Here is a 17,669-nt window from a genome sequence, read left to right on the forward strand (position 1 = left end):
TCCTTCATTTTAGGTTGAATTAATTGGAGATCTCCCCTGAATAGGAGCGATTGAAATGAAGACATCTAATGAAATAGATACAAAAGAAGTAGGCAAGTGGATGGAATGGCTGGCTACATTCGGGGCTAACGAAAATGGCGGGGTTACACGACTTCTTTATGATGAAAATTGGCGGTTAGCTCAGCATGCTCTTTTACAAAAAATGAATGAGATTGGTTTAAAAACCTATTTTGATGGAGTAGGCAATCTGTTTGGCAGGCTAGAAGGGTCCCTTGAAAGCGAGAAAACAATTTTGACAGGTTCCCATATTGATACAGTAATAGATGGAGGAAAATATGATGGTGCGTATGGAATCATAGCAAGTCTGCTTGCTTTGGACTATTTAAAGAGACATTATGGAATCCCCAAAAAAACAATAGAAGTTGTATCATTATGCGAGGAAGAAGGGAGTCGATTTCCTTTAGCTTTCTGGGGTTCAGGATCCATAACAGGAAAATATACGAAGGAGGATTGCATAGGTTTATACGATGCGAATAATATGTCCTTTTCGCATGCGATGTCATCCATGGGCTTGCAACCAGATAGAGAAGAAGTAAAAAGAGCAGATATTGATTGTTTCATAGAAATACATATCGAACAAGGTGCAGTATTGGAGAAAGAGCAAGAGTCCATTGGCGTCGTTTCTCATATTGTTGGGCAAAGACGATTTACGGTTAAGGTAACAGGAGAGAGCAACCATGCAGGTACGACTCCCATGTATTATCGAAAGGATAGTATGCATTTGGCTGCTGAATTAATTACTTATGCTATAAACCAAGCTAAGGAAATTGATTCACAGTTAGTAGCAACGGTCGGGAAAATAGTAGCCGCGCCTAATGTTCCGAATGTAATTGCAAAAGAAGTTACGTTTTCGTTAGATGTCAGGCATCATCAAGAAGAAGTACTAGATTATTTTTGCAAGAAAATTTTTGCTTATTTTAAGCAGAAAAGTATAGAGGCGAGCATGAATGTTGAATGGGAACAATGGATGAACGTTAAGGCTGTTGCGATGGATGCAGAATTAACAGAGCTAGCTCATACCATTGTACAAGAAATGAATATTCCAAACCGAAAAATGATCAGTGGGGCAGGGCATGATGCGCAAGTATTTGGAACATACTGTCCGTCTGCTTTACTATTTGTGCCAAGTGTTTCTGGCGTCAGCCATTCTCCCAAAGAACACACGAATCTAGAAGATTTAAAAAGAGGGATTAGTGTTCTCATCCAATTATTGCACCGTTTAGCTTATTAAGGAATGTACATATTTTTATAGAAAGAAAAGAATTATGCGTTGTAGTAAAGAAAATAGATAAAAGGAAAGGACGTATCCAATGACTTTTTCAGAATTAAACACACCTATAAGAACAATTATGACACCAGGTCCAGTTGAAGTGGATCCACGCGTGTTAAGAGCACTAAGCACTCCTATTTTAGGTCAATTTGATCCTGCGTTTACGTCCATCATGAATGACGTAATGGCAATGATCCAACAAGTTTTCCAAACAAAAAATAAGTGGGCATATCCGATAGATGGAACCTCGAGATCTGGACTTGAAGCTGTCTTGGCCAGTATTATCGAGCCGGGAGATAAAGTACTAATACCGATTTACGGAAGATTTGGCCATTTGTTAACAGAAATTGCTGAAAGATATGGGGCAGATATTCATTTACTTCAATGTGAATGGGGCGAAGTTTTTGACCCGGAAGATATCATTGCAGAAATGAAACGAGTGAATCCAAAAATGGTGGCACTTGTTCATGGTGAAACATCAACTGGGTGTATGCAGTCATTAGAAGAGATTGGTAAAGCATGCCGTGAACAAGATATCCTATTTATCGTCGACGCTGTGGCAACGATTGGCGGTGTAAATGTGCAAACAGATAATTGGCATATAGATGCAGTGATTGGTGGGAATCAAAAATGTTTATCGGTGCCATCAGGAAATGCTCCTATTACATATAATGATCGAGTGGAAAAAGTATTGATTGCGCGGAAAAAGGTAGAAAGAGGGATAGCGACAGACAGTGAGTTAGCAGAGAAAAAAGCCCATGCTCCGATCCGCTCCAATTATTTAGACTTAGCACAATTACAGGATTATTGGAGTCCAAGAAGATTAAATCATCATACAGAAGCAACTTCTATGTTATACGCATTACATGAGGGATTAAGAATTGTTTTAGAGGAAGGACTGGAAAATAGATTCGCCAGACATCAATACCATGAACAAGCATTAATGGAAGGAATTAAAGGAATGGAGCTAGAGCTATTTAGTGATAGCAAGTGTAAACTACCAACTGTTACTTGCATTAAAGTGCCAGAAGGAATTGATGCAGAGTCGGTCCGAAGCATGATGCTTCAACAATTTGGTGTAGAAATTGCAAGCTCTTTTGGTCCTTTGTATGGGAAAATATGGAGAATAGGTACGATGGGCTATAGTTGCCGAAAAGAAAATGTCCTATTCGTACTTGCCAGCCTAGAAGCCTGCTTGATTAGACATGGAGTAAAACTTCCTGCTGGTCAAGCACTTCAAACGACATTGGATTTTTATTCAAGGGGGTAGGATAGTAAGTAACAGAGAAACGTTCTCTGAGCCCAAAAGCAAGAGAAAGAGCAAGAAAAGGTAACAGAGGAGCATTCTCTGAGCCTGAAAGCAAGAGAAAGAGCAGGAAAAGGTAACAGAGAAACGTTCTCTGAGCCCGAAAGCAAGAGAAAGAGCAAGAAAAGGTAACAGAGGAGCGTTCTCTGAGCCCAAAAGCAAGAGAAAGAGCAGGAAAAGGTAACAGAGGAGCGTTCTCTAAGCCCAAAAGTAAGAGAAAGAGCAAGAAAAGGTAACAGAGGAGCGTTCTCTAAGCCCAAAAGCAAGAGAAAGAGCAGGAAAAGGTAACAGAGGAGCGTTCTCTAAGCCCAAAAGTAAGAGAAAGAGCAAGAAAAGGTAACAGAGGAGCGTTCTCTGAGCCCGAAAGCAAGAGAAAGAGCAGGAAAAGGTAACAGAGGAGCGTTCTCTGAGCCCAAAAGCAAGAGAAAGAGCAGGAAAAGGTAACAGAGGAGCGTTCTCTGAGCCCAAAAGTAAGAGAAAGAGCAAGAAAAGGTAACAGAGGAGCGTTCTCTGAGCCCAAAAGTAAGAGAAAGAGCAGGAAAAGGTAACAGAGAAACGTTCTCTGAGCCCAAAAGCAAGAGAAAGAGCAAGAAAAGGTAACAGAGAAACGTTCTCTGAGCCCAAAAGCAAGAGAAAGAGCAAGAAAAGGTAACAGAGGAGCGTTCTCTGAGCCCAAAAGCAAGAGAAAGAGCAAGAAAAGGTAACAGAGGAGCGTTCTCTAAGCCCGAAAGCAAGAGAAAGAGCAAGAAAAGGTAACAGAAAACTAGCCTTCAGCACTCACCTCCCTTACAAAATGCAAGAAAAAGGAACAAACTATAATCTATCTATTAGAAAAAGAATAAAAAAATCCATATTGACAATAATGAATCTATCCGATATGATTTTTCACAAAGAAATGAATAAAGAAACTATAAAAAGGAATAGTATACAGCCATGTCTATTAGAAGAGAGGGTCTAATTGCTGAAAGGACCTATAGGCTACCTGTGGAACCTGCCTTTTTCGTTCTGTATCGAATAGACATTGTTTAGAAAGATTCAGCGGTTCAATACCGTTACCATGGATGAGTGTAAAGCTTTGCTTTGAATTAGGGTGGTACCGCCATTATTATGGTCCCTAATGAGAGGCAAAGCTTTTTTAATGGTCTTTTTCAAAAAGATGGACCTTTAAAAGTAAAAGTTATAGAGAAATAATATCGATAAAAAACAATAAAATAGGAGGCTTCTAAAATGGCAAAGGATTTTGTAAAAAGCATTACTAGTATGGAAGAAGATTTTGCTCAATGGTATACAGATGTTGTCACAAAAGCAGAACTAATCGATTATTCAAGTGTAAGAGGGTCTATGATTATTCGCCCATATGGAACAGCAATATGGGAAAATATTAAAGAGGCATTAGACAAACGCATTAAAGAAACAGGACATGAAAATGTTTATATGCCACTCTTTATACCAGAAAGTCTATTGCAAAAGGAAAAGGATCATATCGAGGGATTTGCTCCAGAAGTAGCATGGGTGACCCATGGAGGAGAGGAAGAATTAGCAGAAAGACTTTGTGTGCGTCCAACCTCTGAAGTTCTTTTTGCAGAGCATTATAAAAATATTATCCATTCCTACCGCGATCTTCCAAAGCTATATAATCAGTGGGCAAATGTAGTACGTTGGGAAAAGACCACTCGCCCATTTTTGCGTACATTAGAATTTTTATGGCAAGAAGGGCATACATGCCATGAAACAGAAGAAGATGCAGATAGAGAAACTACTCAAATGCTTGAAGTTTATGCGGAAGTTTGTGAGAAATACTTAGCGCTACCTGTTATTAAAGGGAGAAAAACAGAAAAAGAAAAGTTTGCTGGTGCTAAGTATACGTATACGATTGAAAGTTTGATGCATGATGGAAAAGCATTGCAATCAGGAACGTCTCATAATCTTGGTGATGGCTTTGCAAAATCATTTGGAATTCAGTTCTCTGATAGGGACGGAAATCTCCAGCATGTTCACCAAACATCATGGGGCTTTACTACTCGAATTATTGGTGCCATGATTATGGTTCATGGGGATGACCGTGGCTTAGTAGTGCCGCCAATGATTGCGCCAACTCAAGTAATGATCGTACCAATTGCCCAGCATAAAGAAGGGGTTTTGGATTTTGCCTATGATTTGCAAAAGAAATTAAACCGTTCCATTCGAGTGGGCATTGATGGAAGTGATAAAAAGCCAGGCTGGAAATTTAATGAGTATGAAATGAAGGGGATTCCTTTGCGTCTAGAAGTAGGACCAAAGGATATAGAAAAAAATCAAGTTGTGCTCGTTCGCAGAGATACTGGAGAAAAGCAATTTGTATCAATGGATGGACTAGAAGATACAATTGCCCAATTGTTAAAGGATATCCAAGATAATTTACTACAGAAAGCTATCAATCATAGAGAAGAAAATACTCATATTGCTTTAAGCTTCGATGAATTTAAACAATGGATATCAAAAGAAAAGCCAGGATTCATCAAAGCAATGTGGTGTGAAGATCAAGCATGTGAAGATAAAATCAAGGAAGAAACAAGTGCAACTTCTAGATGCATGCCTTTTGAACAGGAGGCAATTGCAGATACTTGTGTATGCTGTGGCAAGAAAGCAAGTAAATTAGTATATTGGGCTAAGGCGTATTAAAACTTTAGCTGTATTATCTAGCTGAAATAAACGAAGGAATAAAAATGGTGGTGACCTCCGAAATGTTTTTACTCTAATTTTTGGAGGGCGGTACCAATATTCCTTCGTTTTTATTTGTCTTCGTCTGGCTCAATATGCACATGTACCTCGAGTGCATGAAACTCATCAATTAAAGCATTCTCAACAGCGGAAGAAATATCATGGGCATGAGTAACATCTAACTGCTGGTTAACTGTAATGACAACATCAACAACTGGACTGTTTCCATAGTTTCTTGCTTTTATCTCTTTTACAGCTTTTACACCTTCTGTACGCAAAATAGTTTTTTTGTATTGATCAATTAATAAAACATCAAATCCATCTGTTAAATAGTGAGTTGTTTCTCGGAAGATACCCCAGGCTGTTTTACAAATTAATAGCCCAACAATACAGGCAGCAAGGGGATCTAAAAAGGTTAATTTTAGTTGAGCGCCAAAAATCCCAACTGCTGTCCCAATGCTAACCATTGAGTCGGAGAAGTTATCCTTTGCAGCCGCTTTAACTGCTTGGCTATTAATTTTATTACCTAAACGTAAATTAATGCGATAAACACCAAACATTACAGCACCACAAGCGATGGCCGTATATGCCGCTACTAAATCAGGTGCTTGCCTTGTCTGGCTAAAGAAGGAAGAAACGGCTTGGAATAATACTTGCAATCCGACACTCATCATAATAAAGGAAGCAATTAAAGAAGCAACAGTTTCTGCTTTCCAATGACCGTATGGATGATCTTTATCCGCTGGTTTTTGCGAAAGACGCAACCCGATTAGTACAGCAACAGATGCAATAATATCTGTGAAATTATTCCAACCATCAGCTTTTAGGGCTTGGGAACCTGTGCTATTTCCAATAAATAATTTAACAGAAGCTAGTACAATATATGTAAAAATGCTCAATATCGCAGCACGTTCTCCAAGCTTTAAGTCTGCATATTTTTTGTCCATTACAAATGCCCCCTTAACTAACCCACTTATCATATCAATTCCTTATAGGGTGGGTCTAGAGCAACGTTTTTATACATATCAACAAAAGTGTTAGAGAGATAAAATAGTTAGCTAGAGGAAAACTTCATCCATTTAATATTACTTAGCATGTGGAAAAAAATCTCACTGACTTTAATAAACTAGAAGAGATAAAAAATCTCCAAGACTTATCTTAAGACAAACCTTGGAGGCGTATAATCACTTATTCGTTTCCTTTTACATATACTTTCTTGCTTGGCCAAAAGACTGTATTTCCTAATAGAGAAGTAATTGCAGGAACTAAAAAAGGTCTCACGATAAAGGTGTCTAGTACAACCCCAATAGCGGTTATCGTTCCAAAATGGACAAGCACTTCCATAGGTAAAGTAGTCAACACCATAAAGGTAGCTGCTAAAATGACTCCTGCAGAAGTAATAACCCCACCTGATTCTGCAACTCCCTCTTTTATTGCTAGTAGGAGAGGCATTTTTTTTCGTTTTTTCCAAATGCTTGATATCATGAAAATATTGTAGTCTTCTCCTAAAGCAACGATAATGACAAAGGAGTACAAGGGGATTAAGCCTTGAATTGCTTCTACTCCAAATCCATAATGAAGAATGACCCACCCTAAGCCTAGGGCACCAAAGTAAGAAAGTAGTACAGAAGCTATTAAATAGAATGTTGCTATAATGGATCTAAGATAAACAAGTAACAAGATAGCAATCATGATTAAGATAATTGGAATAATTAATTTTACATCTTGATTTGTCAATTCTCTTGTATCATATTGTTCCGCAGTTACTCCTGCAATCCATATCTTCTCATTCGGTTCCTTTATGCCATTTTCAGCAAGCTTCTCTTCTAATGTATCACGAATAATAGGGAGTTCATCCATCGCTTGATTTGAATAAGGATTTGTTTCTAATTCAATCGAGTATTTTACTAAATTAGGTTTGTTTATACCCGATTCTCCCTCCGAAACCGTTGCAATGAAAGCTAATTTTTTTAATTCTTCTTCTATATTTAATGTTGCTCCTGATGTATCAATAATGACAGATACTGGAGCGAGTTCGCCTGCATTAAAATGTTCTTCGATTAATGTATACCCTTCTTTTGAGGGCATGTCATCTGGAAATGAAGACAATAAATCATAGGTATATACTGTTTTAAGGGATAATGCAGCAAAAATACCCAGAAATAATGTCGTTAGAATGGACACTTTCCATGGATGCTGTGTTACTACATTTCCGATTGTTTTACCCAGTGTATTTCTTTTTATATCCGCCTTTTTTATACTACCATTTATAATTTGTTCTTCTAGTTTCGGAACAAATGGATAAAAAGATAATCTACCAATAATAGCTAGAATGGATGGGACAAGACTAAGACTGGCTATCATCATAATAAATATAGCTAAGCTAAACGGGATTGCAAATCGTTGCACGGCACCATATTGGGCAAATAATAGGACAAGAAGAGAAAATACTACTGTTAATCCACTCATTGCCACAGCACCACCAGATCGATGCAATGCTCTTTGCATCGCCATTTCTTTAATCGATTCTTTGGTTAAATACGTTCGATACCTACTAATAATAAATAAACAATAATCTGTACCTGCTCCAAATAGTAATACAGTCATAATAGCAATACTTTGTGAATCGAATTCAATCCACTCATGTTCACCCATGAAACCAAGCAAAGGACTGATAACTCCATAAGCAATACCTACTCCAATTAAAGGAATTAACGCTAAAATAGGAGAACGATAAATGACAAGTAAACAGATTAGCACGATAATAACTGTTCCAATGAGTAACGATAAATCCCCTTGGCTAAATAGCTCTGTTGCATCTATGGAGATACCAACTGGGCCAGTAGTCCTTGCATGTAATATCGTTTCATCCTTTAGTGCAGTGTTAAACGGATTTTTTTCAAATATCCTATTTGCAACAGTTTCTAGCTTTTGAATACTAGTTTTTAATTCACTAGTAGCTATATTATTTGAAAATAAAATAGGGAGAACTAGAGTTGTTCCATCTTCAGAAATTTGTTGTTTGACTCCCTCAATAGGTAGTTGATGATAAGGAATAATTGCTTCTTGATGAGCAAGTGGCGTATTTGTTAATTGGTTCGTAAGTTCTTGTATTTGTTCAACATCCTTATCTGTTAAGCCAGTTGAGCGAAACCATGTGATTAACGCAGGAGTTCCTTGGTCATTAGAAAATTCCTCCTTCATTTTTTCTTCTGCCTGTTGGGATAAAGCATTAGTTGGAACATTGCTAGCTAAGTCGTTTTTTTGTGAATTGGCTTGAGGGAAAAGTAGACTTAATATCCCAACAAGGAGAATCCAAGCAAATAATATTATCCATTTTCCTTTTTTACTAGTGACAGCGGTAAAATAGCGATGAATATACTCTTTCATTTTGTTCACTCCTTAAAATACACATGACTTATCACTTGATAAGTTATGTGTAAAAAAACTTATCGAGTGATAAGGAGAGTATATATTTATTTTTGTAAGAAAGGAAGTGTTTTTTGAAAAATCATTACTTATCTACTATTCCAAATAAAAATAAATGAACGACTAATTTTGCTTTACGCCGGATTTCCTTTGTTTGTTCTGCATTAGAAAGTTTTTTCATATGAGAAGGATGCATGGCGGTTTGAATATATTGTAGAAACGTGAAGGCTATTTCTTCGCTATTACTTTCCATTTTTTGAAAAGAAATATTATTCTCTTTTTCGGCCATATCAAACACATGTTTAATCGGTTTGAAAAATCCCTCTTGCCAGCGAATTCTTAGTTGGGTTTGTATATCAATTGGCATCTCATGTTGTAAGTCATGGAACATTTGCATGAGATCCTCTTGATAATGTTCTAAAAAATAAAGAGCAATATGGTAAAGACATTCTTGAAGGGTCTGATATTCTTTCGTAATTTTTAATAAAGCATTTTCAGTCTGTTGAATAGACGTAATAATTACTTCTTTATAAATATCTTGTTTATTCTTAAAGTGATGGTATAAGGCTGGCTGTGTAATTCCACAACGCTCTGCAATCATCCTTGTGCTGACCTTACGAAATCCCAATTCCATAAACAACTGATAGGAGACACGGATTATAAATTGATAGGTATCATGATCCGTGTTAGTTCTTTCCGATTTTCCGTCCATATTGTAAACCCTTTCATTGTTTATTTTATCACATTTTATATTATAGGTAAAACAAGGATTTATTTCAAATTTGTATAAAATGTGAACAACATTGTGAAAAACTGAACAAATTTTAATGAATAGGCTTGAAGGTTTCGGCAAGTCGTTATATGATAAGCATGTAAAGAGAAACAACAAGAAATTACGAAAAGATGCAACAAGATTGTAGGAAGTTAGTAGGCAAAATAAACTACTATATTAGTAGTTTTTCTTTAAAGAATAGTTTGTGAAAAATTTCACAAATCAACTACTTTATAAAGTGGTTTTTTCTTTAAAGTTACTTGTGAATTGTTTCACATTATTATTCTCTATATTGGAGGGATCTAGTGATGTCAGTTGTTGAAAAAGAAGTAAAAGTGCAAAATGAGCAAGTTGATGTGCAAACCGTTATTAATGAGATGGCAGCAAAAGGGAAAAAGGCACTAGAAGAATTTATGTCTTTAGATCAAGAACAAGTAGATACGATTGTAAAGGCTATGGCTCTTGCTGGTCTAGATAAACATATGTATTTGGCTAAGCTAGCAGTTGAAGAAACTGGTAGAGGCATTTATGAAGATAAAATTACAAAAAATATATTCTCTACTGAATATATCTACCATAATATTAAGTATGATCGTACAGTTGGGGTAATAAGTGAAGACCAACAAACGGGAATTGTTGAAATTGCCGATCCAGTAGGTGTAGTAGCAGGGGTAACACCTGTTACGAACCCAACATCTACAACAATGTTTAAAGCTATTATTGCGATAAAAACACGTAATCCAATTATATTTGCTTTCCATCCATCTGCACAGAAATGTAGTAGTGAAGCAGCTAGAATCCTAAGAGATGCAGCAGTTAAAGCAGGTGCACCGGAAAACTGTATTCAATGGGTAGAAAAACCTTCCGTTGAAACAACTAAAGCGTTAATGAATCATAATGATATTGCATTAATTCTTGCAACTGGTGGACCAGGAATGGTTAAATCTGCATATAGTTGTGGAAAACCTGCACTTGGTGTTGGCGCTGGTAACGTACCTTGTTATATCGAAAAAACAGCGAAAGTTAAAAGAGCAGTGAACGATCTGATTCTTTCAAAAACATTTGATAATGGAATGATTTGTGCATCTGAACAAGCAGTAATCATTGACAAAGAAATCTACGATGAAGTAAAGAATCTATTGATTCGAAATAGCTGCTACTTCTTAAATAAAGAAGAGTTGGCAAAAGTAGAAAAACTAGTAATTAATGAAAACACATGTGCTGTAAATCCAGATATAGTTGGTAAATCTGCTCATTATATCGCTGGATTAGCAGGAGTAAAAGTACCAGAAGATACAAAAATTCTTCTTGCTGAATTAGAAGGTGTAGGACCTGATTATCCTCTATCTAGAGAAAAATTGAGCCCTGTGCTTGCATGCTATAAAGTGGAATCAACAGAAGATGGAATTAAACGTGCAGAAGAAATGTTAGAGTTTGGCGGATTAGGACATTCAGCAGTCATTCACTCTGAAGATCCGAAAGTAATAGAAAGATTTGCCCTAAGAATGAAAGCATGCCGTATTATCAACAATGCCCCATCTTCTCAAGGTGCAATCGGTGACATTTATAATGCATTCATGCCTTCTTTAACACTTGGCTGTGGATCTTATGGTAAAAACTCTGTATCTACTAACGTAACAGACATTCATTTATTAAATGTTAAAAAATTGGCAAAAAGGAATGTAAATATGCAATGGTTTAAAGTACCTTCAAAAATTTATTTTGAGAAAAATTCTGTACAGTATTTACAAAAAATGCAGGATATCTCTAGAGTATTTATCGTAACAGATCCATACATGGTTAAATTTGGATATGTGGATAAATTACTTTATAACTTAAGAAAACGTTCAAATCTAGTGCAAGTAGAAGTGTTCTCTGATGTTGAGCCAGATCCATCTATTGAAACAGTTGTTAGAGGAACAGAGATGATGGCTAAATTCCAACCAGACTGCATTATCGCACTTGGTGGTGGATCTCCAATGGATGCAGCAAAAGGTATGTGGTTATTCTATGAGCATCCAGATGAAGAGTTCTTCGGATTAAAGCAAAAATTCTTAGATATCCGTAAAAGGGTTTATAAATATCCATCATTAGGTGGTAAAGCTAAATTTGTTGCTATTCCAACTACTTCTGGTACAGGATCCGAAGTAACATCTTTTGCGGTAATTACAGATAAAGAACAAAACATTAAATATCCTTTAGCTGATTATGAATTAACACCAGATGTAGCTATCATCGATCCTCAATTTGTTATGACAGTACCGCCTGCTGTAACGGCAGATACAGGAATGGACGTATTAACACATGCTGTGGAAGCATATGTATCTAATATGGCAAATGACTATACAGATGCATTAGCGGTGAAAGCAGTTCAATTAATCTTTGAATATTTACCAAGAGCATATAGAAATGGAAATGACGAAGAGGCACGCGAAAAAGTGCATAATGCATCTACAATAGCTGGTATGGCATTCGCAAATGCATTCTTAGGAATTAATCATAGCTTGGCACATAAATTAGGTGCCGAATTCCATATCGCACATGGTCGTTCAAATGCCATCTTATTGCCACATGTTATTCGCTATAATGCAGAGAAACCGAAAAAATTCATGGCATTCCCTAAATACGAATACTTTAAAGCAGATGAGCGCTATGCAGAGCTTGCAAGAATTCTAGGATTGCCAGCTAATACTGTGGAACAAGGAGTAGACAGCTTTGTCAAAGCAGTAATCAGACTTGGAAAAGAATTAAATATCCCAATGAGTATTGCAGCACAAGGTGTAGATCCAAAAGAATTCGAAGCAAAAGTAGATTATTTAGCAGATCGTGCTTTTGAAGATCAATGTACAACAGCTAACCCTAAATTACCATTAGTAACGGAATTAGCAGACATTTACAGAAAAGCTTTTAAAGGGGTTTAAAATCAAGTCAAAGAGCAAACAATTTGAGGCTGGGACATAAGTATTCCAGCTTAAAATAAACCTGAATGATTATACGAAGGTGCCAATGAAAGGTTCGTATAATCATTTGGGCTTTTTTATTCGTTTTAAAAAGGATGTTCCATGAAGTTTGTTGCTATTATCCGCAGCCTGAATACACTTCGCTTTCCGTGGGGCTCGCGCTGAGACGCGGTCTGCTTCCGCCTGCAGGGTCTCAGACTGTCTTGCTAATCCCCGTGGCGTCTACGTGTATTCAGGCTGCTCCGTTCTTCCAACTAATTTATTTTTTCTTTGGAAAACAATATTTTTTAGGAAATAGCCTTTAAAAACGAAGTGGAATGGAGCGGAGGACGGTCAACTCCTGCGGGAAGTAGAGGAAAGGCTGAGACCCCGCAGCGTAGCGAGGAGGGCACTGAAAAACCGATGATTTTTAAATCCTAAAAATCATCGGTAAATCTGTTTTCTAGTTTTTTATGTCTTATTTCCACATATCTCCATATATGAAAGGTGAATTTCCTAAATCCTTCAATTCCTCCCCTTATTTTTCGTTCATTAACTTTAGAATTCTTTTTAAATTCACCGCAAATATGGTGGTGGCCCCTTGAATCTGCATACCAAATAAACCCGAGGAAGTTGCTTTTTTCAACCCGTGTCTGTTCTTTAATTCATTATTTTTCGCTTCTATTTTATATCGTTCTTTTGCCATTTTTTTGAATTCTTCTGTCTTTTGGAATGCCTCTTGTTCCAAATGAGTATTGGATTTAATCGTAACGGAAAACGACTTTGTTTTCGCTCCTTCTTTATAACACCCATTTTTAAATGGACAAACTTTACACTTCTCAACATCAAAAAAATATTTTAGTTGCGGATTTCTGTTTTCATCTTTTTCTCGTTTCTTTTTTCCTTTTTTAATGGCTAAGTGACCAGCGGGACAGGCATACATATCGGCATCTTTGTTAAATTCAAATCCCGTCTTACGATGAGGTTGTCCATTGGTTATTACTGGGTGTAATTTTGAAACAAGCTGCATGTTATTTTCCTTGGTATATTCTAAATTTTCTTTTGCAGAATATGCTGTATCTCCTAAGATAGTTTCTACCTTCATTCCTGCTTCATTTGTCTTTTCCACTAGCTCTTTTAAATACTTTCCATCTCCTTGTTCTCCAGAGGTAATAACAGCGGCAGTCACAATACGTTCATCAGACATGGCAATATGCGTTTTATAGCCGTGAAAGGCATGGTCAGCGGATTTATAACCTGTTCTCGCATCTTCATCACTGGAATAAGACGACTGTTCCTGGAAATCTTCTATTATTTCCTTTAATCCATTTACTTTTTCACGTACAGCTGGAATGTGTACGACCTTTGCCTCCTGTTCTATTACTTCTACTAATGCGGAACAATAGGCAAGCTCCTTTTCTACTTCATTCGAAGTAGGTTTGGCCGGAAATTTTTCCTTTATCGATTCATCGAACGAATAAATTAACTTTCGTACTTTTTTGGCTTTCTCTTGTAAATATTCTTTCGGTGATTTATTTCGATAACGGGAAAGGGTATGGGTGGCGTCTACGATAATCGTTTTACTCGTGATTATCTTCTTTTCCACTGCGATTTCTACTGTTTTCCCAATTAATAAGTCTAATAAAGCAATATCTTGAAGCCGCATTCTCCGAAATTTCGTTAGGGAGCTTGGATTGATCACTGGATCTTCTGGAGCCATATCTAAAAAATATTTAAAGGACATATCATACTTAGAACGTTCCACCACATCGATATCGGATAAATCAAAGATTACCTTTAAGAGTAGGTATTTAAACATACGGATTGGTGGGATAGCGTTTCTTCCATTATCCAAACAATACTTGGATGTTAGTTCCTCCAGGATAAAGGAAAAGTCAACCAAATCATTTATTTGGCGAAGCATGTTATCTTTCGGAACAACTAAATCGTAGATAAACATATATGGACTTAAGTTTAATGTCTCTTGTTTTTCAAGCATAAAATACTCCCCACCAACGTTTTTTTCCATTATATAAGAAAAAGGGGGAATATGGGGAGAAATTCCGCATATTCCCCCTTTTTTTGGGAGTTTTTCCAAATTAAATAAGAATTTAATTATTTGAAAGCGAATATTAAGTTGGTTTGGAGAGGTGACCGCTTGACTCCTATGGGAGCAGCGAGAAAGTCCGAGACCCTGCAGGAGCGTAGCGACGAAGCGGCTCGGCGCTCGCCCCAATGAGTCATGTGGTCACCTCGGAAAACAATTTACACATCTAAGTTTAAAAGGCGGTTACGACCAATCATCAATAGCTATCAGTTTTTCAGTGGTCTCGCAGCGAGGAGGCTCAGCTTCCTCCCCGCGGAAAGGGAGTGTCCGTAGCGCAATGGAACGAATTGGTTTTTACACTTGAATATATTTAAAACCATAAATAACTAATATGAAAAAGTAGCTTTATTTAAGAGCTAAATTAGAGATTGTTCGTCTTTAAAGATTAGTTATATAGATTTGTCCCAGCCTCTTATATTCAATTGGCTAAGCCTGTAATTTTCAAAGATGTCTTACGTAAATCAATATAGGAGTCCTCTTGACGAACAAGCGGGAGATGTGGTTCATTTTGATGGATAAAGATAATTTCTGCTGTTTCGTTATTGGATAAAGTAACCTTTTTAAAGAGTTGCTTTCTCATAATAAAATTTGTAAATGGAATGACAATGGCAGGATTTAATGCATTTCCATATGATTCATTCACTAATTCATTGATCGCTTCAAAGTAGGTTTTCTTTTCTTTATGGGTGTGTGAGGAACACATGCTATTAAACATGTCTGCAACCGAAACAATTTGAACTAAGAATGGAATATCCTTTTCTGTTCGATGAGATGGATAGCCTTTTCCATTTATTTTTTCATGATGCAATAGAGCAGTTCTCGATATTAATATATCTAATTGAGAAATCTGAAATAAAATACTTTTTCCATAGATTGTATGTTTTTGAATTTCCTTATATTCTTTTTGCGTTAAGCGATCTTGCGCTTGTAAAATGGATGGATCAACTTTTAGCATGCCGATATCATGGAATAGTCCCATTTGGCTTAGGAGGTAACATTCCTTCCTAGCTAATCCTAAAACCTTGCCTATGATTGCTGAAATAATTCCAACATTAATACTATGCTGATAAATATAATTCTCAGGTTCTACTTCCTTATGGATAATATCTAAAATTGCTAATTCTTGAAGGGAAAAATCAATTGCTTTTTCATAGGTATGAAGAAGTCTATCCACATTATCATTTTGCTGTTCGATAATGGAATGGAAGGTTTCTTTCACTTCATCTATTAAAGTAGAAAATTCTTTATTTTCGGAGGAAAGAGAGGCTTCTTCAGTCGGATTAATCACATCAAATGGATTTACCTGATGTTTTGTGAGTAATTCAACATGTTTTTTCGTAAGAGTGGAGCCTTTTTTGAGTAGAAATAAACCTTCAATGGAGTTAGAATAAACATCTTCTTTTATTCGATATCCGGTAATATCAGCAGTTACTTTTTCCATGTCTTTTGTCTCCTTTAATTCATGCTATTTTGCTACGTCACATCCCCTTATTAGTAAATATTACCTTACCTCCAGCAAGGATAAAACAGACTTTATGACCAGTTGGAATAATCCTAAATACCTATTTTAGTAGAAATTACTAGGGACTAAGGTCTTTAGCAATGTTTTCCTATTATAATTACTATATATTTAACCGAAAAGAATAGAAGAAATTGGGCATTTTTAGTAGATTCAAAGAGAGGGGAATACACAAATGGATAGAAATCAGCTGAAAGAAAGCAATACATATTATGTACATAATAAAAAAGAATATCAAAAACATTTAGATTTTATCCATAATGAATTGATAAAGTTTCCTACCATAAATATACCTAATCAACATAAAGTAATTAAAAATCAGGATTTGGAAGATTGGATAGTAGAAAAACTAAGTCCAAAAGACATTGCAGAAATTATCTTTTTATTAGAAAACGCCAAAAAAAGAGCATCCTCTCTGGAATCAATTTTTCAAGTAATTGCAACAAGTTTATTACAAAATTCATAAAGAAATTATCTATTCTCGTCTTACTATCACAAGGCTTCTCACTTGTTTCACTATGGTGACAACTATATAATAATAGATATTTATTTTAAATGCCTTTAATTGATTCCAAAAACAAGTAGGGAATTGACTAAAAAAGTTGTGGATACTTCCATTACTCTAAATGGGAAAACGATTGTATAGATGAGTGAGGAAGGTTTGTTTCTTGTATTAGGAGGAGAAAATAGTTGGAACAATGTATGAAAAGCCTATATACCTATTTATATGATCATCTTGTAGACATGCGTGAGGAATGGCTGAGCACAATAGAGAATAGTACATCTAATTATTATTCAATCAATAAATCCTCAGACAGTATGGAAGAACTAGTTACAGCACACCAAATACTCTTAGAAAATGTAATTAAGGTATTTATTGAGGAAGAGGAAGTATATTCAGCCAATATTTCTAAATGGGCTGTTAAAGTTGCGGAAAAGCGGGCAAAAGATTTGGTTCCTATTCTGGAATCGATTGAACAGCTTAACACAGTTAAAGAAATTCTTTTATCATATGTTGAAAAATTTTCTGCAGAAACTACTGATCAATTAACGATAACGACACTGTTTGAATGGATACGATTAGTACAATATGCATTTGATCTATTTGTAAATATCTTTATTGGCTCTTATGATGAATACAAATTTCAGCAATTGACAGCACAGCAAGAAACCATTTATGAATTAAGCAGTCCAGTGATTCCCATAACAAAGGGGATTGGGGTGCTTCCATTAATTGGAGATATTGATACAAAGAGGGCACAATTAATCATGGAAAATACTTTGAAGGAATGCAATGAAAAACGCTTTAATCATTTATTCATTGATTTATCAGGAGTACCTCTTATTGATACAATGGTTGCACATCAAATTTTTCATGTTATACATGCACTGCGTTTAATTGGTGTAAAAGGGTATCTTTCTGGATTAAGGCCAGAGGTGGCGCAAACAGCCATACAATTAGGTGTAGACTTTAGCCAAATTCCGATATTTAATAATTTAGCAAGTGCTCTTGAAAGATTTGGGTTAATGGTTAATGAAACGAAATTTGTTTAAATAGAGGTGTATG

The 17,669-nt window shown here is 36.2% G+C and carries 11 protein-coding genes and 1 other annotated feature; of the genes, 6 read left to right on the plus strand and 5 right to left on the minus strand.

Features of this window, described 5'->3' with window-relative positions; all coding sequences use genetic code 11:
• The first annotated feature begins 55 nt into the window (after window positions 1-55).
• The 3 genes from ACWNMZ_RS08440 to proS all read left to right on the plus strand — a co-directional run bounded on the left by ACWNMZ_RS08440 (window position 56) and on the right by proS (window position 5,297).
• Window positions 56-1,291, plus strand: a complete 1,236-nt coding sequence (locus ACWNMZ_RS08440) for a Zn-dependent hydrolase (RefSeq protein ID WP_031538526.1) — start codon at window positions 56-58, stop codon at window positions 1,289-1,291.
• Window positions 1,292-1,370: 79 nt separating this feature from the next.
• Window positions 1,371-2,600: a pyridoxal-phosphate-dependent aminotransferase family protein gene (locus ACWNMZ_RS08445; RefSeq protein ID WP_449598578.1), complete on the plus strand. Its 1,230-nt coding sequence runs from the start codon at window positions 1,371-1,373 to the stop codon at window positions 2,598-2,600.
• A gap of 937 nt (window positions 2,601-3,537) precedes the next feature.
• Window positions 3,538-3,755 (plus strand) — a binding site (T-box leader).
• A gap of 108 nt (window positions 3,756-3,863) precedes the next feature.
• Complete coding sequence (proS, locus tag ACWNMZ_RS08450) at window positions 3,864-5,297, plus strand: proline--tRNA ligase (RefSeq protein ID WP_031540642.1); 1,434 nt, start codon at window positions 3,864-3,866, stop codon at window positions 5,295-5,297.
• 110 nt (window positions 5,298-5,407) lie between these two features.
• Here proS and ACWNMZ_RS08455 read toward each other — a convergent pair whose 3' ends face one another.
• From ACWNMZ_RS08455 to ACWNMZ_RS08465, 3 genes are all read right to left on the minus strand, one after another.
• On the minus strand, window positions 5,408-6,283 hold the full coding sequence (locus ACWNMZ_RS08455) for a cation diffusion facilitator family transporter (RefSeq protein ID WP_031540643.1): 876 nt from the start codon (window positions 6,281-6,283) through the stop codon (window positions 5,408-5,410).
• 241 nt (window positions 6,284-6,524) lie between these two features.
• A complete protein-coding gene (locus ACWNMZ_RS08460) occupies window positions 6,525-8,726 on the minus strand; it encodes an MMPL family transporter (protein ID WP_449598579.1) in 2,202 nt (733 codons plus the stop codon).
• 124 nt (window positions 8,727-8,850) lie between these two features.
• Complete coding sequence (locus ACWNMZ_RS08465) at window positions 8,851-9,477, minus strand: TetR/AcrR family transcriptional regulator (protein WP_449598580.1); 627 nt, start codon at window positions 9,475-9,477, stop codon at window positions 8,851-8,853.
• 368 nt (window positions 9,478-9,845) lie between these two features.
• Between ACWNMZ_RS08465 and adhE the strand changes: the two genes are divergently transcribed.
• Window positions 9,846-12,458 carry a bifunctional acetaldehyde-CoA/alcohol dehydrogenase gene (gene adhE / locus ACWNMZ_RS08470; RefSeq protein WP_449598581.1) on the plus strand — a complete coding sequence of 871 codons (2,613 nt, stop codon included), beginning with the start codon at window positions 9,846-9,848 and terminating at the stop codon, window positions 12,456-12,458.
• 556 nt (window positions 12,459-13,014) lie between these two features.
• Here adhE and ACWNMZ_RS08475 read toward each other — a convergent pair.
• Window positions 13,015-14,475 carry an IS1182 family transposase gene (locus ACWNMZ_RS08475; RefSeq protein WP_449598492.1) on the minus strand — a complete coding sequence of 487 codons (1,461 nt, stop codon included), beginning with the start codon at window positions 14,473-14,475 and terminating at the stop codon, window positions 13,015-13,017.
• A 526-nt stretch (window positions 14,476-15,001) separates the two neighbouring features.
• Window positions 15,002-16,024, minus strand: coding sequence for an HD-GYP domain-containing protein (locus tag ACWNMZ_RS08480; protein ID WP_251629497.1), 1,023 nt, complete (start codon window positions 16,022-16,024; stop codon window positions 15,002-15,004).
• A gap of 253 nt (window positions 16,025-16,277) precedes the next feature.
• Between ACWNMZ_RS08480 and ACWNMZ_RS08485 the strand changes: the two genes are divergently transcribed.
• Together ACWNMZ_RS08485 and ACWNMZ_RS08490 are read left to right on the plus strand one after the other, a co-directional pair.
• Complete coding sequence (locus ACWNMZ_RS08485) at window positions 16,278-16,568, plus strand: hypothetical protein (RefSeq protein WP_251629499.1); 291 nt, start codon at window positions 16,278-16,280, stop codon at window positions 16,566-16,568.
• Between the two features lie 224 nt (window positions 16,569-16,792).
• The gene (locus ACWNMZ_RS08490) at window positions 16,793-17,656 is read left to right on the plus strand and encodes an STAS domain-containing protein (RefSeq protein WP_235251798.1); all 864 of its coding nucleotides are present in this window, start codon (window positions 16,793-16,795) and stop codon (window positions 17,654-17,656) included.
• Window positions 17,657-17,669: the final 13 nt, after the last annotated feature.

It is taken from the genome of Niallia sp. Marseille-Q9988 (assembly GCF_976954375.1).